This window comes from Aeromonas sp. s9, assembly GCF_040907765.1.
In the GTDB taxonomy this organism is placed as follows: Bacteria; Pseudomonadota; Gammaproteobacteria; order Enterobacterales; family Aeromonadaceae; genus Aeromonas; species Aeromonas caviae.
Window position 1 is genome coordinate 21576 of the sequence record NZ_JBFOCK010000036.1, and the last position, 17765, is coordinate 39340.

Below are 17765 nucleotides of genomic sequence, written 5' to 3' on the forward strand. Positions count from 1 at the left end.
TTAAAGGGACTTGAGGGGGGGGGCCTGGTGCGGTGAGAAATTTCATGGTGGATATATTAAACATCTGGCCGGGCGGCCGGATAGCAGAAGGGGCCCACAGGGCCCCTTGTCGACTCAGGCGTTCAGGATGAAACGTTCGATCACCTGGGCGACCCCGTCTTCATCGTTGCGCCCCGTGGTGTGCTGTGCCAGCGCCTTGATCTCGTCGGTGGCGTTGCCCATGGCGACCCCGAGTCCGGCGTAGGCGATCATGTGGTGATCGTTGCCCGCATCCCCCACCGCGATCACCTGGGAGGCATCCAGCCCCAGGTGCTCGGCCAGGGCGGCGACGCCGGTGCCCTTGTTGCTGCGCTTGTTCATGAACTCGAGGAAGTAGGGGGCGCTGCGCACCACGGTATAGCGCTCGTGGAGTTCGACGGGCAGCTGGGCGATGGCACGGGAGAGCAGGGGCTCTGGGTCAATCATCATCACCTTCATGATCTGCTCGTCGTCGGGCAGGGTGGCGAAGTTCACCAGGTTGATGGGTTGACCGATGAGGCGGGATTCGTGCTCGGTGTAGGGGCTGATCCTGGGGCTGATGAGCCCCTGGCGGACGGAGAAGCCGTGGATGTTCACCCCCAGCTCACAGGCCAGGTGGGCGATGGCACGGGCATCGCTGCCGGTCAGCAACTGGCTGCGGATGATGCGTTGCTCGGATACCTGCTGCACCAGGGCGCCGTTGTAGCAGATGACGTAGTCATCCTGGCCGGTGAGGCCCAGCTCGGTCAGGGCGGAGGTCATGCCTTCCAGCGGGCGGCCGGAGGCCAGCACCACGGTCACGCCCCTGGCGCGGGCTGCCGCGATGGCGGCCTGGGTGCGGGGGGAGATTCGGCCCTCTGGGGTCAGCAGGGTGCCATCCATATCCAATGCGATCAGCTTGTACATCTTCTCACTACCTGAGTCTGGCCGGCCCGCCCGATGGGGCCATGGGGAGGCCGAGTGTAGCGAAAATCGCCGCCGGGATCACGCCGCCTGCCGACGCGGGGGCACGTTGCCCCTCAGCGCTGGCCCTGGTAGGGGGTCAGTTGCAGCTGATCTTCCCGGATGGCGAAGTGGATGGGGCCGTGCTCGATGTCGACCCTGTTGTGGTGATGGGCCATCTCTACCTCGACGCCGGGGAAGAGGCGCTGGGTGGCGATGATGTCCATGTTGGCCATGAGCGCCTGCAGCTCCCGCTGCGCCTCGGCGAGCTGCTCGTCCAGGCTCTTGCTCTCGTCGAACTGGCGGGTGCGCAGCGCCTTGATCTTCTGCAGGGTCTCGGGATTGCGCTTGTCACGGGGCAGTTGCAGCAGCCGCAGGATGAGATCCTGCAGCTTGTCTATCTGCTCGGCGCAGGTCTGTTTGCGCTGGCGCAGCGCCAGCTCCTGCTCCTTCTGGCTGAAATAGCCACCGAGGATCTGCAACCGGGTCCGGTTGGCCGCCGAGGCTCCGAGCACCGGGGCCATGATGAGCCGGTTGGCGATGTTGATGCCGCCGATGAGGTGCCCCTTGCGCATGGCGCTGTCCCCCACCTTGAGATCCTGGCCGCTGCGGCAATAGCAGTGGCTGAGCTGGCTCAGGATATGGATGTCGCCATCGGCCTCCAGCCTGGCGTACTGGGCATAGCTGGCGTGGATCTCCCCCCCGGCGTTGAGGTGGCAGAGGTATTCGTCGTCCGCCAGCTTGCGCCCTATGATGCCGTTGCGCACCGTGATGGTGCCGCCGGATTCGATGTAGCCGCCCTCGACGAAGCCGCCGATCACCACGTCCCCGCTGGTCTTGACGCGCATGCCGGGCATGACGTCCCCGGTGACCAGCAGCGATCCCTCGAACTCGACGTGGCCGTGGCGGATGTCGACCTGCTTGACGTTGAGCACCTCGTCGACCCGCATCCCGGCACGCTCCTGACAGGGGAGCCCCGGGCGTGTCGCCAGCAGCAGGTCCGGATCCTCGGGGGAGAGGCAGGTGCCGTCACCCGGCGTCATGGCGCTCTCCTTGCCGTGGCGGGCGGTCAGGGTCTGGCCCGTCACGGTGAAGCCGTCGATGCCCTGGGTGGCGGGGTGCCTGCGCATCAGCAACGCCCCCGCCTTGACGGTGAGCAGGGTGCCGAGGTCGCGCATGTCCACCTTGCCGTGATCCCGCTCCTGGGGTTTGAGGATCCGCTCGGCTGCGGTCTCCACCAGCCGCTCCAGGCGGGTATCCAGGCCGTGCCTGGCGGCCTTGCCGAGGGCGATGACGGGATTGAGCTGGGCACCGGGGGCCGCCTCACCCGCCGCCTGGATGGCGGCGGCAAGCAGTCGCTCACTCACCCCCTGCTTGACCGTGCTGGCCGCCAGGGCCTCCTGCAACCGGGCCAGGGTCAGGGGCTGGCCGCCCCAGTCTGCGGTGATCTGCGCCCTGGCGCTCATCTGGTCCTTGTCCACCTGGATGAGCAGCCTGGCATCCTGGCGCCGGGCAATGGGGACTGGTGGATGCGCGGGGGCATCCGGCTCTGCGATGAGGGCGTTGAGCAGGGTGACGGCTTCGCGGATCCCCTCGCCGAGGGGTTCGTAGCGCCGACAGTTGGAGAGTCGCAGCAGGGCCAGGACGTCGCTTTCCTGGATGGGCTCGGTGAGGCCCGGGGTGATGCGCAGGCAGACATAGCTCATGTCGGCCGAGAGCTGAAACCACGCTTTGCTTAACACCGGGCCCTCCTTCGTTGTCCCTGTCCGGTTTGCCCCATGCCGGGGCCTCTCCTTGCCGGCATCCAATGCCGCCGGGGCGGATCCAACGCGCAGTATTCGGGTATTTTTCCTTCCGGGTCAACGATCTGAATGCAAATGGGTGAGCCGGGTTGAGGAAATATCGGCTGACGGGAGAGGGGCGGAGCCGGCCATGCCATGGGCTCCATTGCAGTTTTTTAGCGCAATATGCTGACTTTTTATGCTTTCTCTATCCAGAGTGTCAACCACGTTGAAGTTGGCGATGCAAATCACCTTGCCAGGAAGGAAGAGAAGGATTTTAATCTGCCGCCGCCCCAGGGCGAGGACCCTGGTCGCCACCGATCAGCCCCTTTTTCTGTCCAATCGAACGAGCCCCATGACCGCCCAAGGCCACCTGCTGTTTTCCGTCACTTGCGTCCTGCTTGCCCACAAGGTCGAACTGACTCCGGCCCTGGCCGATGCCAGCCTGTGGCACATCGTCCCCATGGCCCTGGCGAGCGCCCTGCTGCCGGATCTCGATCACCCCCGCTCCCTGCTCGGGCGGCAACTGCCCTGGATCTCGGGACCGCTCTCCCGGCTGTTCGGCCATCGCGGTTTCACCCACAGCCTGCTGGCGGTGGGGATGGGGGTCTGGGGGCTGGCCCAGGTGGAAGCCCCCTGGTTGCTGTCGGGGGCGGTGAAGGATGCCCTCATCGTGGGCTATCTCAGCCATCTGCTGGGGGACTGGCTCACCCCCATGGGCATTCCCCTGCTCTGGCCCTGGCGTCGGCGCTTTCGCCTGCCCGGCCTGCCCCTCAAGAGCGGCGGGGGCTACGAGAGGGCCTTCTGCCTGCTGACCCTGGCGCTCGCCGGGTACTGGGTCCATGGCGGCGCAGGCTTGGCTCACTTCTAGCCCCGGGCGCCCTTCTGGCATCTGGCCGTTCGGGTCAGGGTGAGGTAATCGGCGAGCACCGGCAGCCCCAGCAGGTGGCGGCGCAGCATGTCGAGGGCGGCGAAGGCGAGGATCCGGCGACCGCTCGCGGGATCCGGGTGGCTGACCTTGAGCGTCTGGCCGTGCAGTTGCCCGTCGGCGCAGAGCAGCAGCGGCACGCCGTCCGGCCCGGCACGGCCTATGGTGAGGCTCAGGGGGGCGGCGGGCACCGCCAGTTGAGTCAGATCGTCGCTCAGGGTGTGGCTGAAACCGGCGGTCAGGGCCGGGTGCCCGTGACACATGGCCAGCAGGGCGCCCCGGCTCTCCCCTTCCTGCAGGTGCAGCGACCGCTCCCCCAGCAGGGCCAGGATCTGGCTGGCAGGCGTCTCGTTGCCACGCCCCACCAGCCAGGGGGCGATGGCCGCAAGCAGCCTCGCCTCGGCGGCGTCCATGTCGGCGGTGCTGGCACCGTGACCGATGAGCTTGAGCTCGATGAGGGGCATGGAGGAGCGGTAGCCCAGCTCGATGCCGGCAGGCCAGGGGGCCGCATCCAGCATGTCGCTGAGGGCGGACTCCGAGACGCCGAAGGTGTAGAAACGGCGCAGCTCGGTGTCGGTCTCTTCCCCGGCCAGCGCCCTGAGGCGGGGCATGATCTGTTCGCGCACCATCTGCTTGAACTCGAACGGCACGCCCGGGGTGAAGAAGAGCCGGCTCTGGCCGTGGCTGGCCGGGTGGCAGACCACAAAGCCGCAGGCGGTGCCCACCGGGTTGTCGAGGATCTCGCAGTCCCGGGGCAGCCAGGCCTGCTTGGTGTTGCTCCGGGCCATGGTGCGGCCCCGGCTGGCATAGCGTTCGGCCATGGTGGCGAGCCAGTCCGGGAACAGGGTCAGGGGCTGGTCAAACGCTTCGGCCGCGGCCTGGGCGGTGAGGTCGTCCGCCGTGGGGCCGAGCCCCCCGCACACCAGTACCACCTCGGCGCGGTTGGCGCTCTCCTGCAGCACGGCTGTCAGATCCGCGAGGTTGTCCCCCACGGTGGCGCGGCGGCGCACCTGCCAGCCCTGCTCCAGCAAGAGGGCGCTGAGCCAGGCGGCATTGGTGTCCACCACCAGGCCGGTCACTATCTCGTCGCCTGTGCTGATGATCTCGATGCGCATGGGGACTCCTTGGGTGGGGCCAGCCCTCTCAGGGCTTGCCGTGTTCGAAGTAGTAGCTGATCCGGGTGCGGGGGTTGAGGTATTCGAACACCGCCGGGGGCAGGCGTTTGGGCTGGATCACTTTGGCGATGGTCAGCCCGGCCGCGTCGAGGTCGATGATGGCCGCCTCCTGGCGCGGAATGCGGGGGTCGTATACCAGCACGGCGGGGTAGAGCAGGCGGGAGGCGTTGACCGACATCACCAGCCCCACCTGGCCGTTGGAGAGCTGCACCACGCTGCCCGGGGGATAGACCCCCATCAGCCGGATCAGCATGCCGAGGTGATCGGCGTTGAACTGGGACTTGCGCTGCTTGTAGAGGCTGCCGAGGGCCGCGTAGGGCACCTTGGCCTCCAGGTGGCAGAGGTTGTCGTACTCGTTGATGAGGGAGACGATCTGGGTGAGGGGATCGAGCTGATCGCCCTTGAGCCCCTGGGGGCCGGTGCCGTCCAGGTACTCGTGGTGGTTCTGCACTATCTGCTTGGCTGCTTCCGGAAAATCACTGACGAGCCCCAGCAGTTCCAGGCCGTAGCGGGGATGCTGGGCCATCAGGTTCTGCTCCGGCTTGGTCAGCGGCTCCGTTTTGCGCAGGATCTGGCTCGGGATCCTCAGCTTGCCGATGTCGTGGAACAGGGCCCCCATGCCGACCTGGCGGATCGCCTCGGCCGGCAACTTGCACTCCCGGGCGAGCAGCATGCTGAGCACGCTGACGTTGAGGGAGTGAAACTGCAGGCTGTTGCCATCATCGCTGTCGGAGACCAGGTGCAGCACCATCTCGTCCACCGAGAGGAGCTGCTCCGTCATGGCGTTGATCAGCTCCTGGGCCTCGCTGATGGCGTTGAGGGGGCGGGACTGGATCTTGCCCATCAGGTTGCGCACCTGGGCCAGGGATTGGCGGAACTGTTTCTCGCACTGCTGCAGGTCGCGGCGATAGCGCTGCAACTGCTCGATGCGCCGCAGTTTCTCCTGCTGCATCTCCTCCTGGCGGGCGACGAGACCCTCCCCCTCAACCTCATCTGCCTGGGGCTGGGTCTGGCCGAGGGGCTTGGGCGGCGTGTCGCTCTTGTCGGGAATGATGGTCACCAGCTTGAGGCCAAGGCGACGAATGAGCTCGATCTCCTCCTCGCTCTTGAGCTTGAAGCTGGAGAACAGAAACGGGTGCTCACGCCATCCCAAAGGCAGGGAGACATAATTGCCGACTTGCAGCCGTTCTACGGAGATCTTGATTCCTGTCATGGGGTTGGGCACGAGGGACACACTGAGCCGTATGCTAGTCAAAGGGCGGGGTGAATACAAAAGGTATCTGATGACAGCGGGAGCGCTTTATTATAGGCTTCTAGATGTCCAGACATATTTACCGATGCAGTACAGGGAGTCAGCATGCCGATCAAGATCCCGGACCAGTTGCCCGCCGCCGAAGTGCTGGGGCAGGAGAACATCTTCGTGATGACGGAATCCCGGGCCGTCACCCAGAACATCCGCCCGCTGCGGGTGCTCATCCTCAATCTGATGCCCAAGAAGATAGAAACCGAGATCCAGCTGATGCGGATGCTCTCCAACTCGCCCTTGCAGGTGGACGTGGATCTGTTGCGCATCGACGATCGGGAGTCGAAAAACACGCCCCAGGCGCACCTGGAGAACTTCTATCACGACTTCGAGCAGGTGAGAGGCAACAACTACGACGGCATGATCATCACGGGGGCGCCGCTCGGGCTGGTGGAGTTCGAGGAGGTGGTCTATTGGCCCCGCATCGTCGAGATCATCGAGTGGTCCCATCAGCATGTCACCTCCACCCTCTTCCTCTGCTGGGCGGTGCAGGCGGCGCTGAAAGCCTTGTACGGCATGGAAAAGCAGACCCACGGCGAGAAGCTCTCCGGGGTCTATCGCCACCACCGCCTCGACGAGCACGAGGCGCTGCTGCGCGGCTTCGATGATGAATTCGTGGCGCCCCACTCCCGCTATGCGGCCTTCGACGGGGATCTCATCCGCGCCCACACCGATCTGCAGATCTTCGCCGAGTCGGAAGAGGCGGGCGTCTATCTGGCCGCCACCAAGGATTGTCGCCAGGTGTTCGTCACCGGCCACCCGGAATATGACGCCCTGACCCTGGATGGGGAATACCGGCGGGATCTGGCGGCCGGGCTCACCCCCGTCATTCCGGTCAACTATTACCCGAACAACGACCCAAGCCAGACCCCGCGCGCCACCTGGCGCAGCCACGGTCACCTGCTGTTTTCCAACTGGCTCAACTATTACGTCTACCAGTTGACCAGCTACAAGGTGGAAGACATCGGCAAGGTGTTTACCTACCAGCAGCCCAAGGGATAGAGCCCATCAGTCCGCCCCGGCCAGCAGCCGTCCACGGGTATCGAGCCAGTGACGGTGGCAGGCCAGGGTGAAGGCCCGTGGCCGTCTGGCCCGGATGAGGGTCATGGCCTCCTGCTGGGGCAGCCCCTGGGTCATCAGCAGCAGGGCGGCCGCCAGCCCGGTACGCCCGCTTCCTCCGTGGCAGTGAATGGCAAGGTGCCGTCCCTCGCGTAGCAGGGCGAGCAGTCGGGGTTGCACCCCGGGCCAGGCCTGTTCGAAGGCGGCATCCGGTGCCTCGTCATCCGCAATGGGCAGATGGAACCAGCTCATGCCTCTGGCCTGCACCAGCTGCCCGAGAGAGAGGGGCCCGCACAGGGCCAGCTCCTCCACCGTCATCAGGGTCAGCACCCCGCCGGCACCGGCCAACTGCAACTGGGCAAGGGCGTCGGCCATGGGGACCTGCTGGCTGCCGGGGCAGGGGGTGAGCAGGAGCTGGCCGTCGAGCCGTGGAACGTCCAGGCTCCAGAAGGGATGGGCACTGAGCATGGGGTTCCTCGTGGTGGTCGGGGTCAACGGGATCGGCATCCCGCGGGTGCGGCACAGCATAGAGGGGCCGGAGGCGATGTCAATCTGCGTTGTGTTCGGCCCGGTTTACGGGCAGAGTCTAAAAAAATCGAGCGATGCAAGGAGTAAAGATGAGAAACCTGGATCAACTGGACTTGGACATCCTGGCCCATCTGTTTCGCGATGCGGGCATGACCAACAAGGATTTGGCGGCCCTGGTCGGGGTGGCGCCGTCCACCTGTCTGGAGCGGGTGCGCAAGCTGCAGCAGGATGGCGTGCTCAAGGGGGCGCACTGCGAGGTGGATTACCAGGCCCTGGGCGGTCACATCCAGGCCATGGTCTCCCTGCAACTGGCCCGTCACAGCCGCCAGATCATCGATGCGTTTCGCGACGCCATCCTGGCCCTGCCCGAGGTGATCAGCCTGTTCCACATGGGCGGCAAGGATGATTTCCTGGTGCACCTGTGCGTCTCCGATACCGAACACCTGCGCAATTTCGTCTTCGATCACTTCACCTCCCGGGAAGAGGTGGTGCACCTCGAGACCTCCCTGGTGTTCGAGCACAGGTTCAGCCGCTCGCTTCCCTGCTTCCCCCACCCCTGACGGGGCTAGCCGCAAGAAAAAACCGCCCGAGGGCGGTTTTTTTGTGGGCGGTTCCTCAGTTGAGAGCCAGCCGGCTGTCCTGCGCCGTCCGGTAGAGCCCCTGCTGATAGGCCAGGCTGCCCCACAGGACCAGCCCCAGGGCGGCATCTTTCATGGCGCCTGGCTGCTGCGCCGGGGTGAGCGTTTCGGTCGCATCCTCGTAGATGAAGCCTTCCGGCGCCCGCTCGGGCTGCAGGATCACCACGTCCTTGCCGCGCATCAGGGCGAAGTTCTTGTCGTACTGCATAATGGCGCGTCCCGGCCAGTCGGCGGGCATGCGGGTGAGATCCTTGCCCAGCATGGGGTAGTCGGCACTGATGCCCATGAGGGAGAGCAGGGTCGGGGCCATGTCGATCTGGCTGACGATGCGGGGGTCCTTTCTCGGTGCTATGCCGTCCCCCAGGATGACCCCCGGGATGTGGAAGCGGGGGATGGGCACCAGGCTGGCTCCCCCGACCCGGCTGTCGTGATCGGCGATGACCAGGAACAGGGTGTCCTTCCAGTAGTCCGATGCCCTGGCCTTCTTGAAGAACTCGCCGACGGCGTAGTCCGCGTACTTGGCGGCGTTGTTGCGGGTCTGCTTGGGCTGCTCGTACAGGGCGATGCGGTTGTCGGGGAATTCGAAGGGATCGTGGTTGCTGGAGCTGAACACCAGGCTGAAGAAGGGTTTGCCCTCCTTGTGCAGCGCCGCGAAGGTCTCGTTGGCCTTGGCCATCAGATCTTCATCCGAGGCGCCCCAGGATCCCTCGAACACCGGGTTCTTGAAGTCCTTCTGCTCGACGATGGTGGTGAAGCCATTGCCGAGGAAGAAGCTGCGCATGTTGTCGAAGTGGCTCTCGCCACCATAGATGAAGCTGGTGTCATAGCCTCGCTGCTTGAGCAGGTCGGCGATGGTGAAGAAGTTGGTCTGGCTCTTGCCGAGCTTGACCACGGCCTGGGCCGGGGTCGGCGTGAAGCCGGTGAGCACCGCCTCGATGCCGCGTACCGAACGGGTACCGGTGGCGTAGAGCTGCTCGAACGCCCAACCCTCTTTCGACAAGGCATCGATGTTCGGGGTGAGCGGCAGGCCGCCGAGGGAGCCGACGAACTGGGCCCCCAGACTCTCTTGCAGCAGGATCACCAGGTTTTTGGGCTTGCCCTGGTAGCTGGCCGTGTTGAAGGTCTGGCTCGGCAGATCGGCAGAGGTAAAATCGCCGAGAGGGCGACCGCTCTCCTGGCGGACTATGTCGAGTACCTGATGGTCAGCCATCTTGCCGTAAAACTGGCTGGCATCCTCCTCGGCCCCCATCTGCTTGATGGCAAAGAAGAGGGAGTAGGCGGAGTTGACGGTGAGGGCGTTGACCAGGGGATCGTCGGCAAAGGCCACCATGGCCGGATTCAGGGCGCGATGGCCGAGACTGGAGCGGGCGCCGAGGAAGCCGACGGCGAGGATCAGCAGGGCGAAGGCGGGGCGCCAGTACCAGCGGGGGAAGCTTAGGTCACGCACCAGGCGGCCGCTCAGCCACCAGCCACCGCCCAGCACGGCGCCGCTGAAGATCACGGCCAGCAGCAGCTCGCCCTTGCGGCCAGCCCACAGCATGGAGAGCACCTCCTTCGGATAGATGAGGTACTCCACATAGAGACGGTTGGGGCGCACCCCGTATTCGGTGACGAAGGCGGGAGTGGAGATCTCGAGAAAGAGCATCAGCCAGAGCCCCAGGGTGAGCCAGATCCGGATAAGCTGCATCCAGAGCCGCCCCGGCGCGTGGGGTCCGGCCAGCAACTGGGTCAAGACGGCGGGTACGCCCCAGACCCAGCAGAGGGTGGCGACGTCGACGCGAATGCCTTGCAGCAGCATCTCCTGCCAGCCAGAGACGGCATCCACCCGTTCCAGTTGCCAGAGCCCCAGGCCAAGGCGGCTGACGGTCAGGGAGATGAGCGCGATCAATGAAAAGACGGCGATGGGCCAAACCGGTCCCAGCCATTGTCTGATGGTGGTCATATTGTTCCTGCAAACCTGTTTGCGCCCAGTCCCCGGACGCATTGTTGTTATGGTGCAGGAGTATGACAGTGGCGCCTGGCAAAGGTTGCATGGGGGGGAGGTATAAATGGAGAAGCTGGCACGTTTTATGATTTTTTTGTGACGGGATGCAGGGTTCGAAGAGAGCATAAAACGCTGGGGAAACTGTGATCCTGCTGGCACATCGAGACAATGGTCGTGCCTATAATGGCGCCGGATTTCTCAATCGGAGCCGAAGGGATGCCGGTCTTCATCGATGTGGAATATATGCAGGGCTGGTCTTTGTTCGTGGTGCTCTCCGACGGCACCACAGGCGTGCTGGATCTCACCCCCTGGCGCGGCCAGCCGCTGTTTGCGGCCATGGAGACCGAGCGTCGCTTCGCCCGTGTCTTCATCGATGATCGCCATCAACTGGCGTGGCCCACGGGCTTCACCCTGGCGGCCCACGAGGTCTACCACCTGATCCTGCCCATCGACGAGCGCGCCGCCTTCCCCGATCGCAACATGCATCGATTCTGACATGCTAACTCGTTGAGTCAGGTAACGTTTTCAGTCACAGACCCGCGTCGGTCAGGTCGATATCATGACCCCAGTGCGGCGCTTTGGGCGCCCATCCACCACAGCGGGAACATAACAATGAAACAAGGAACGTTGCGTCGTGGCGGCCTCATCGGGGCCGCCCTGTTACTGACGGCTTGCGGCAGCGGGGGAGGCGGTGGCAGCAGTGACCCCCAGCCCCCGGTGGTCAATCCGCCCCCCGCGTCGGCCAGCCGCGCCTGCTACGGCAATGATCAGCCAGCCTGCAACCTGCGCACCTACCAGGTGATGGTGGAGTCCTTCGTTGACGGCGACGGCAGCGCCAACTACGGCGTCGGCTACGGCCCCTCCCGGCACAACGGCGATCTGCAGGGGATCATCGACAGCCTCGACCACATCAAGAGCCTCAACGTCAACGCCATCTGGCTCACGCCGGTGTTTGACTCCTGCGCCGGCCAGGCCGGGGACGACCGGCTGGATGCCACCGGCTACTTCGCCTGCGACTTCTTCAACGTGGATCCCAACTTCGGCAGCAACGCCCAGCTCAAGCAACTGGTGGACGGGGCGCACCAGCGCGGGCTCTATGTCTTCCTCGACGGGGTGTTCGGCCACGTCAACAAGGTGGGGGTGAGCAAGCCTTCACCAGAGGGGCGGCTGCCAGCACTCAAGAGCGGCGGCGCAGGCTACCCGGGTCAACTGGTGGATTACGGCCAGCCCGAGAGTCTGGCCTACTTCAAGGAGGTGGCCCGTTACTGGGTCGAGCAGTACGGCATCGACGGCTGGCGCCTCGATCAGGCTTATCAGTTGGGGCTGGATGACTGGCGCGCCATTCGCAGCGAGGTGGCCCAGGCCAGCGCGGCGCGCAAGGCCGCCGGCCAGCAGTGGGGCACCCTCGGCTACATGGTGGGGGAAGTGTGGAAGGGCGCTGACGAGATCCGCGCCCAGGCCTATGGCCCGAGCGACAACCCGGCGCTCTCTTCGGCGTTCGACTTCCCCCTGCGCTACGGCCTGGTACAGGCGCTGGCGGTGGAAGAGTCCGGCAAAGGCGGGCAGGGGGCCAGCGTGCTCGACGCCAGCTGGAACAAGGTGGAGAACTACCCGGACCATGCCATGCCCAACCTGATGCTGGGCAACCACGATCTGGTGCGCTTCGGCGATCTGCTGGAGCGGGGCAACTTCAATGGGGCGGACTACTGGCAGCGCCACAAGGCGGCCTTCAGCTTCATGGCCGCCCGCTCCGGTCCCATTACCTTCTACTATGGCGAGGAGTTTGGCGACGAGGTGCCTGGCTTTGCCACTCAGGTGGGGGGCGACTGTGCGGCCCAGGGGCTCTGCGATGATCACGTGGCCCGCAGCGATGGCAAGGTCCCCGGTGTCACCGGCTTCGTGCCGAGCAGCGAGCAGGCCGAGCTCAAGCAGTGGCTGAGCGACCTGCTGGCCTTGCGCGCCGCCCACCCCGCCCTCTATCAGGGGGAGCGGGTCAAGCTGGTGGCCGAGGGGAGCGTCTATGGCGACATCAAGCAGACGGCGGGCGAGCAAGTAGTCTACCTGCTCAACGTCTCCACCACGCCCCAGAGCTACGCCGTGCCGGTCGGCAAGCTGCGCAGCGGCAGCGCCCTGGTGGATCTGCAGAGCGGCGAGAATCTGGCCATCGGTGGCAGCAGCGTGACGGTGGACTTGCCGCCCCTCACCGGCCGCTTCCTGCTGGTGCGCTGAGGGAGGCGGGCAACAAAAAGGGCTCCATGATGGAGCCCTTTTTCATGGTGGCGGCTTACTTCTCGATGCCGCTGCCCAGATCGTCCCGGCGGGAAGAGACCGAGGGCTCGGCCCCGTGGCGCCAGTGTTCCAGCCGGTTGTGCACCCCGCGGCGCAGGCTCTTGAAGCTGGCTTCCAGGTAGTCCACCCCCACCAGGATGGAGAGGGTGACGACGGTGAGCAGCAGCGCCTGATGCAGCATGTCCATGCCGATGAGGGCGCCGAGGGCGGCCAGCATCCAGATGGCGGCGGCGGAGGTCACCCCCAGCACCTGGCCATCCCGGGTCATCATGACCCCGGCCCCGAGAAAGCCGACCCCGGTGATGAGCTGACCCAGCACCCGCGCCTGATCGGCGCCCTGAGGACTGACGGCGGCGCCGATGGCGAGAAAACAGTAGGTGCCGAGCACGATGAGGGAAGAGGTGCGGATCCCCACCGGCTTGCCGCGAAGCTGCCGCTCCAGCCCCACCAGGGTGCCACACATCAGACAGACCAGGATGTTCTCCCAGCCAAGGGGCGCGATGTCCCACCACTGCATTGTCATCATATCCACCTCTGCTCGCGATGCTTGTTATCCTGTCGCGCTCTGCCCCCGGTTCTCCAGCCGCTGGCGGAAGGCCCGGGCGAGGCGCTCGTAGAGGTCCTTTGCCTCCCTGTCTTCAATATCGCCACGTATCCAGGGGTTGTCGATGATTTCCAGCAACACGCAGCCCTGACCCTGCTGGCGCAGATCCACCCCGAACAGGCCGTTGCCGAGCTGGTGCACGGCGCGGCGGGCGGTTTGCAGCACCCGCTCCGGCACGTCGCTGAGGGGCAGCGCTTCGATGCGGCTCATGTCGAGGGGGTGTTTGCGGCGACGGATGCGGTTGCCGGGTTCGGGTCGGTAGCGGCGGCAGGCGAACAGCGGCGAGCCGTCGAGAAAGCCGATGCGCCAGTCGAACTCGGCAGGGATCCGGCTCTGGACCAGCAGCAGGGCGGAGCGGGCCAGCCCCTCGTCCAGCAGGCGGGCGAGCTGGATGTCATCGCTGGCCATGGCGAGGTCGCGCCCCTGGGCGCCGTCGGGGATCTTCACCATCAGCGGCAGACCCAAGCGCTGCACCAGTTCGTCCACATGCTGGCGGCCGCGGCGGGTCACGACGGTGGTGGGGGGCATGGGCACGCCGCTGCGCACCATCAGCTCGTAGAGATAGAGCTTGTTGCTGCAGGCGAGGATGGCACGGGAGCTGTCGATGACCGGCATCTTGAGCTGCTCGGCACGGCGGGCAAATTCGAAGGTGTAGTGGCCGACCGCGGTCTCGGCGCGCAGCCAGAGGGTGTCGAACTCCGGCAACCGCTCGATGGCCGAGGGAGGCAGGATCTCGGCCTGGATCCCCTGGGCAGCGGCCGCCTTGATGAAACGCTCCAGCGCCAGGGCATCGCTGCTGGCGCGGCCGTCGTTGGGGTCGACCAGGATGGCGAGCTGGTAGCGTGGCGCCGTCTGCTCCTCGTCCCCCGTGCCCACCAGCGCCTGGGCGTGCTGCACCATCAGCGCCTTCTCGCTCGGGCTCAGCGCCAGCGGTGACAGGCTCTCCTGCTGGCGCACCGACCAGCCGTGGCGACCGCGCTTGAGGGTCAGCTCCTGCAGCGGCAACTGGCTCAGGCCGTAGTAATAGCGGGCGAGCCCCGCCAGCTCGCTCTGTTCGCACTGGCCGAAGATGGCGCGCACCCGGATCCTGTCTTCGCTCTGCTGGGCCAGCCAGCCCTGCAATTTGCGCCACAGCTTGGCGGGAGGCTGCTGGGGTTGCAGCCGGCTGATGGCCTGCAATCCCGGCAGGCAGTGGTGGCCGCGGGCCTGGGCCAGCAGGGAGCAGTAATAACCGGCCCCCAGGTGTTCCAGGCTGCGGCAGAGGTTGATGATGCGCGGACGCCCCCCTGTGGTGGGCAGACCGTGTTGCAGGTAGGTGCGGGCGGTCAGCAGATAGTCGGCATGGCAGGGCCAGTCGCCCGGCTCCTCGACGATGACATAGGTACTCATATTTTCAGGCTCCACAGAAAGGACTGCCAGAAACGGCAGGATCCCCAGTGGGCTTCGATGCACCGACAAGCACGACAATGGCGCGAGGGGAAACAAGAGGTTACAGTGCCTAATATTCTGCCTTGGTAACTTGTGATACAAGTCGCATTTCTGGTGCTGAGGATAAATAACCGAACAAGGACTCCCCGTGTTGACCGTGCGCGCCGCCCGAGCCGATGATTTGGGCGCCATCGTGAAGCTGGAACGCTACTGTTTTCCCCCCGAGGTCGCCTTCGGCCGCAGCCGCTGGCACTATCTGCTCAATCAGGCCAAGGGGCGCACCCTGCTGCTGCAAGACGAGAAGGCGCAGGTGATGGGCTATTTGAGCGTGCTGGAGCACAAAGGCTGGGATCGTCTCATCATCCAGACCCTCGCCATCCGCTGGACCGTCCGCCGTCAGGGGTGGGCACGCCGCCTGCTGGAGCAGGTGATCCGTGAAGGGCGCGAGGCCGGCTGGGGGGCGATTCGCCTCGAGGTCGCCGACGCCAACCCAGAAGCCAGGACCCTCTATCAGGGGCTGGGGTTTCGCCCCGGGGTACGGCTGCCCGATTATTACGGGCCCGGCCAGCATGCCCACCGCCTGGTGCTGGCGCTGGAGGATGAGCGGCAGGCGCCATCATGAGTTGCGAGGATTGCCTGGCCACGGCCATCAGGGCCAAGCTCGGGCGCTGCCCGGTCTGCGCCGCCCAGACCTTTCTCATCGGGGCCGTCGGCTGGCTGGTCTGGTGGTGGTGCGGCGCCGATACCTCGGTCAACGCCCTGACCGGCCTGCTGTTTGCGCTGGGGGGCTCGGGTCTTTTCCTGCTGCATCTGGCGGTGTTCGCATGGCGAAAGCTGGGCAAACGCGACATATAACGTGCTGATTTTTCAAGAAGACAAATAACAATGGAGGTTCACATGATTGCAATGGTAACGGGCGCCTCGTCCGGCTTTGGTGAGGCCATCAGCCGCCTGCTGGTGAGCGCTGGCCACCGGGTGATCGGCACCGGGCGCCGCGCCGAACGGCTGGCCGCCCTGTCCGAGGAGCTGGGCGAGCAGTTCCTGCCTCTGGTGTTCGACGTCCAGGACAAGGCTGCCACCCGCGCCGCCATCGAGGGGCTGCCGACCGAATGGCAACAGGTGGACCTGCTGGTGAACAACGCCGGCCTGGCTCTGGGGCTGGAGCCTGCCCACAAGGCGGATCTGGAAGACTGGGAGCAGATGATCGCAACCAACATCAGCGGCTTGACCCTGATCACCCGGTTGCTGCTGCCGGGCATGGTGGCGCGCAACCGTGGCCACGTCATCAACATCGGCTCCATCGCAGGGACCTACCCCTATCCGGGCGGCAACGTCTACGGCGCGACCAAGGCGTTCGTGAAGCAGTTCAGCCTCAACCTGCGTGCGGATCTGGCGGGCACGGCCATCCGCGTCACCAACGTGGAGCCCGGCCTGTGTGGCGGCACCGAGTTCTCCAACGTGCGCTTCCACGGCGACGACGCCAAGGCGGCCACCGTCTATCAGGGGGTGCAGGCCATCCTGCCGGAAGACATCGCCAATACCGTACTCTGGATCAGCGAGCAGCCTGCCCACGTCAACATCAACAGCATCGAGATCATGCCGGTGGCCCAGACCTTCGGTCCGCTCCACATCAGCCGTCGCTGATGTCATGACGAGCCGACTTCTGTCCACAAGAGGCGCCTTCGGGCGCCTTTTTTTGATGGGTCTGGTCGCACTCGTCATGGAGTGCAGGAGGAGGCGTGTTGCGACCCCGTGCTGAACCGTCGAAAGAGGGGGGTACTCAAGTTGGCCTGCATTTTGCTGTCTCCGGCCCATGGCGGGGAACCCATCCCCGGAGCCGGCGAGGCCGGCAGTGAGCGTGGAGCCTTCATGGATATCAAACCCTATGGTCATCAACTTGCCCAGAGCGCGTCCCAGAACCGTGCCCTGGCGACCCTCAGCGACAGCGACGACAAGCAGAGCGGCTGGTCTCAGCAGGTCAGCCTCTCCAGTCAGGTGCTGACCGGCAAGGCGCAGCAGGCGCTGACCTACGAGCATCTGGCCAGGAACGGCAAGAACACAGTCCTGACCGGTGGCGTCAAGGATGCGCGGGTGCAGCAGATGGTGGACAAGGCCCTGGGCTTTGATCGCAAAAAATTTGACGATCTCGAGCGTCAGCTCAAGGGGATAGCGGATGACAAGACGCTCTCTGCCGAGGAGAGCGAAACGCAGAGCAAGGACCTGGCCGCGCAGCGCGATGCCATGCTCAAGGAGGCCATGGATCGCCTCACCGGCAAATCCGCCTCCCAGGCATGATGTGATTCAAACGGCAATCCTTGGGCGTTAAAGGCAAGGGGTTGCCCCCTTGCCACGGGGCCGGCAGGCCGTGGGAGGCACGGCCTGCCGTGGTCAGGGCTCAGGGACTCTGGGGGGCGATCCCGATGGCGATGGCGGTGGTCTGCACGGCCTTGATCTGATCCCCCTTGGCGATGAGGGCGAACTGGGCCGGATCCTGCACCTTGAGGGTCAGGGTATGGTCAACCCCCTTGACCCGGATGGTCTGGTGCGCCTTGTCCACGTCGATGACATCGGCATAGATGGTTACCTGCATGCCGACGCCGGCTGCGGGTTTCTCCCCGGCGGCCGCCTTGCCCCCTTCTACTTCCACCACCCGTTTTCTCACCCCGGCGGTGCCCTTAAGCAGGGTCAGGTCCAGCAGTTGCAGATATCTCAAGGCCACGACATCTCCCACCTTGAGCTGGGGAAGGTTGGTCACCTCCTCCCCGGCGATCAGATCCAGGGTCTGCCCTTCGGCATTTTTCAGGCTGACCTTGCGGGTGGCCAGGTCGATGGCGGTGACGGTTGCCCTGGCCGTCAGTTCTTCGGCCAGACTGGCTTGTCCGGGGGCCACGGCCACATGGGTGGTGACCTCGGCGGCATAGAGCAGGGGAGGGGCACAGAGGGTGAGGGCACCCGCAATCCAGGCGTGCTTCAGTTTCATGATAGAGACCCAGTGAGTGGGAAAGGGACCCCGGGAGGGGCTTGAGGGGGCGACGAGCGCGTCTTCCCGCTATCACCATAGCAAAGCCGGGCAGGAGCGCCCGGCATC

At 65.3% G+C, this 17765-nt stretch carries 18 protein-coding genes; 9 read left to right on the forward strand and 9 right to left on the reverse strand.

Features of this window, described 5'->3' with window-relative positions:
* Window positions 1-114: 114 nt before the first annotated feature.
* Both yidA and AB5Y54_RS06700 read right to left on the reverse strand, forming a co-directional pair.
* On the reverse strand, window positions 115-924 hold the full coding sequence (gene yidA / locus AB5Y54_RS06695; RefSeq protein ID WP_201920794.1) for a sugar-phosphatase: 810 nt from the start codon (window positions 922-924) through the stop codon (window positions 115-117).
* Between the two features lie 113 nt (window positions 925-1037).
* Complete coding sequence (locus AB5Y54_RS06700; RefSeq protein ID WP_042864529.1) at window positions 1038-2702, reverse strand: DUF342 domain-containing protein; 1665 nt, start codon at window positions 2700-2702, stop codon at window positions 1038-1040.
* 394 nt (window positions 2703-3096) lie between these two features.
* Here AB5Y54_RS06700 and AB5Y54_RS06705 point away from each other — a divergent pair, with 394 nt between their 5' ends.
* Window positions 3097-3612: a metal-dependent hydrolase gene (locus AB5Y54_RS06705; protein ID WP_010672710.1), complete on the forward strand. Its 516-nt coding sequence runs from the start codon at window positions 3097-3099 to the stop codon at window positions 3610-3612.
* Here the strand turns inward: AB5Y54_RS06705 and AB5Y54_RS06710 are convergent.
* Both AB5Y54_RS06710 and AB5Y54_RS06715 read right to left on the reverse strand, forming a co-directional pair.
* The gene (locus tag AB5Y54_RS06710; protein ID WP_216944976.1) at window positions 3609-4784 is read right to left on the reverse strand and encodes a CinA family nicotinamide mononucleotide deamidase-related protein; all 1176 of its coding nucleotides are present in this window, start codon (window positions 4782-4784) and stop codon (window positions 3609-3611) included. The genes AB5Y54_RS06705 and AB5Y54_RS06710 overlap by 4 nt on opposite strands.
* 28 nt (window positions 4785-4812) lie before the next feature.
* Entirely contained in the window at window positions 4813-6057 is a 1245-nt protein-coding gene (locus AB5Y54_RS06715) for an HD-GYP domain-containing protein (RefSeq protein ID WP_029313584.1), read from the reverse strand.
* A 144-nt stretch (window positions 6058-6201) separates the two neighbouring features.
* On the opposite strand from AB5Y54_RS06715, the gene metA reads away from it, so the two are divergent.
* Window positions 6202-7149 (forward strand): homoserine O-succinyltransferase, encoded by a 948-nt coding sequence (gene metA, locus AB5Y54_RS06720; RefSeq protein WP_010672713.1) that lies wholly within the window; start codon window positions 6202-6204, stop codon window positions 7147-7149.
* A gap of 6 nt (window positions 7150-7155) precedes the next feature.
* Here the strand turns inward: metA and AB5Y54_RS06725 are convergent, their stop codons facing one another.
* A complete protein-coding gene (locus tag AB5Y54_RS06725; protein WP_223945520.1) occupies window positions 7156-7674 on the reverse strand; it encodes a tyrosine-protein phosphatase in 519 nt (172 codons plus the stop codon).
* Window positions 7675-7823: 149 nt separating this feature from the next.
* Between AB5Y54_RS06725 and AB5Y54_RS06730 the strand changes: the two genes are divergently transcribed.
* On the forward strand, window positions 7824-8294 hold the full coding sequence (locus AB5Y54_RS06730) for an Lrp/AsnC family transcriptional regulator (protein WP_010672715.1): 471 nt from the start codon (window positions 7824-7826) through the stop codon (window positions 8292-8294).
* A gap of 55 nt (window positions 8295-8349) precedes the next feature.
* On the opposite strand, the gene AB5Y54_RS06735 is transcribed toward AB5Y54_RS06730, so the two are convergent.
* Window positions 8350-10314: an LTA synthase family protein gene (locus AB5Y54_RS06735; protein ID WP_216944978.1), complete on the reverse strand. Its 1965-nt coding sequence runs from the start codon at window positions 10312-10314 to the stop codon at window positions 8350-8352.
* A gap of 258 nt (window positions 10315-10572) precedes the next feature.
* On the opposite strand from AB5Y54_RS06735, the gene AB5Y54_RS06740 reads away from it, so the two are divergent.
* Complete coding sequence (locus tag AB5Y54_RS06740) at window positions 10573-10851, forward strand: DUF2442 domain-containing protein (protein WP_041214353.1); 279 nt, start codon at window positions 10573-10575, stop codon at window positions 10849-10851.
* Between the two features lie 117 nt (window positions 10852-10968).
* Complete coding sequence (locus AB5Y54_RS06745; RefSeq protein WP_216944979.1) at window positions 10969-12585, forward strand: alpha-amylase family protein; 1617 nt, start codon at window positions 10969-10971, stop codon at window positions 12583-12585.
* Between the two features lie 55 nt (window positions 12586-12640).
* Here the strand turns inward: AB5Y54_RS06745 and AB5Y54_RS06750 are convergent, their stop codons facing one another.
* The gene (locus AB5Y54_RS06750; protein ID WP_216944980.1) at window positions 12641-13171 is read right to left on the reverse strand and encodes an MgtC/SapB family protein; all 531 of its coding nucleotides are present in this window, start codon (window positions 13169-13171) and stop codon (window positions 12641-12643) included.
* Between the two features lie 24 nt (window positions 13172-13195).
* Complete coding sequence (locus AB5Y54_RS06755) at window positions 13196-14638, reverse strand: RimK family alpha-L-glutamate ligase (protein ID WP_010672720.1); 1443 nt, start codon at window positions 14636-14638, stop codon at window positions 13196-13198.
* Between the two features lie 187 nt (window positions 14639-14825).
* Between AB5Y54_RS06755 and AB5Y54_RS06760 the strand changes: the two genes are divergently transcribed.
* From AB5Y54_RS06760 to AB5Y54_RS06775, 4 genes are all read left to right on the forward strand, one after another.
* On the forward strand, window positions 14826-15299 hold the full coding sequence (locus AB5Y54_RS06760; protein ID WP_042864525.1) for a GNAT family N-acetyltransferase: 474 nt from the start codon (window positions 14826-14828) through the stop codon (window positions 15297-15299).
* Window positions 15296-15532 (forward strand): DUF3624 domain-containing protein, encoded by a 237-nt coding sequence (locus AB5Y54_RS06765; protein WP_039039791.1) that lies wholly within the window; start codon window positions 15296-15298, stop codon window positions 15530-15532. Before AB5Y54_RS06760 ends, AB5Y54_RS06765 begins: the two co-directional genes overlap by 4 nt.
* Before the next feature lie 42 nt (window positions 15533-15574).
* Window positions 15575-16321: an SDR family oxidoreductase gene (locus tag AB5Y54_RS06770; protein ID WP_041212266.1), complete on the forward strand. Its 747-nt coding sequence runs from the start codon at window positions 15575-15577 to the stop codon at window positions 16319-16321.
* Between the two features lie 225 nt (window positions 16322-16546).
* Complete coding sequence (locus tag AB5Y54_RS06775; RefSeq protein WP_216944981.1) at window positions 16547-16972, forward strand: hypothetical protein; 426 nt, start codon at window positions 16547-16549, stop codon at window positions 16970-16972.
* Between the two features lie 100 nt (window positions 16973-17072).
* Here AB5Y54_RS06775 and AB5Y54_RS06780 read toward each other — a convergent pair whose 3' ends face one another.
* Window positions 17073-17657, reverse strand: a complete 585-nt coding sequence (locus AB5Y54_RS06780) for a hypothetical protein (RefSeq protein ID WP_368153398.1) — start codon at window positions 17655-17657, stop codon at window positions 17073-17075.
* Between the last annotated feature and the right edge of the window lie 108 nt (window positions 17658-17765).

Bases quoted from the DNA above. Each gene is read 5' to 3' on its own strand.
- yidA (WP_201920794.1), bottom strand. From the start codon at position 924: ATGTACAAGCTGATCGCATTGGATATGGATGGCACCCTGCTGACCCCA.
- AB5Y54_RS06705 (WP_010672710.1), top strand. From the start codon at position 3,097: ATGACCGCCCAAGGCCACCTGCTGTTTTCCGTCACTTGCGTCCTGCTT.
- AB5Y54_RS06710 (WP_216944976.1), bottom strand. From the start codon at position 4,784: ATGCGCATCGAGATCATCAGCACAGGCGACGAGATAGTGACCGGCCTG.
- AB5Y54_RS06715 (WP_029313584.1), bottom strand. From the start codon at position 6,057: ATGACAGGAATCAAGATCTCCGTAGAACGGCTGCAAGTCGGCAATTAT.
- metA (WP_010672713.1), top strand. From the start codon at position 6,202: ATGCCGATCAAGATCCCGGACCAGTTGCCCGCCGCCGAAGTGCTGGGG.
- AB5Y54_RS06725 (WP_223945520.1), bottom strand. From the start codon at position 7,674: ATGCTCAGTGCCCATCCCTTCTGGAGCCTGGACGTTCCACGGCTCGAC.
- AB5Y54_RS06730 (WP_010672715.1), top strand. From the start codon at position 7,824: ATGAGAAACCTGGATCAACTGGACTTGGACATCCTGGCCCATCTGTTT.
- AB5Y54_RS06735 (WP_216944978.1), bottom strand. From the start codon at position 10,314: ATGACCACCATCAGACAATGGCTGGGACCGGTTTGGCCCATCGCCGTC.
- AB5Y54_RS06740 (WP_041214353.1), top strand. From the start codon at position 10,573: ATGCCGGTCTTCATCGATGTGGAATATATGCAGGGCTGGTCTTTGTTC.
- AB5Y54_RS06745 (WP_216944979.1), top strand. From the start codon at position 10,969: ATGAAACAAGGAACGTTGCGTCGTGGCGGCCTCATCGGGGCCGCCCTG.
- AB5Y54_RS06750 (WP_216944980.1), bottom strand. From the start codon at position 13,171: ATGATGACAATGCAGTGGTGGGACATCGCGCCCCTTGGCTGGGAGAAC.
- AB5Y54_RS06755 (WP_010672720.1), bottom strand. From the start codon at position 14,638: ATGAGTACCTATGTCATCGTCGAGGAGCCGGGCGACTGGCCCTGCCAT.
- AB5Y54_RS06765 (WP_039039791.1), top strand. From the start codon at position 15,296: ATGAGTTGCGAGGATTGCCTGGCCACGGCCATCAGGGCCAAGCTCGGG.
- AB5Y54_RS06770 (WP_041212266.1), top strand. From the start codon at position 15,575: ATGATTGCAATGGTAACGGGCGCCTCGTCCGGCTTTGGTGAGGCCATC.
- AB5Y54_RS06775 (WP_216944981.1), top strand. From the start codon at position 16,547: ATGGATATCAAACCCTATGGTCATCAACTTGCCCAGAGCGCGTCCCAG.
- AB5Y54_RS06780 (WP_368153398.1), bottom strand. From the start codon at position 17,657: ATGAAACTGAAGCACGCCTGGATTGCGGGTGCCCTCACCCTCTGTGCC.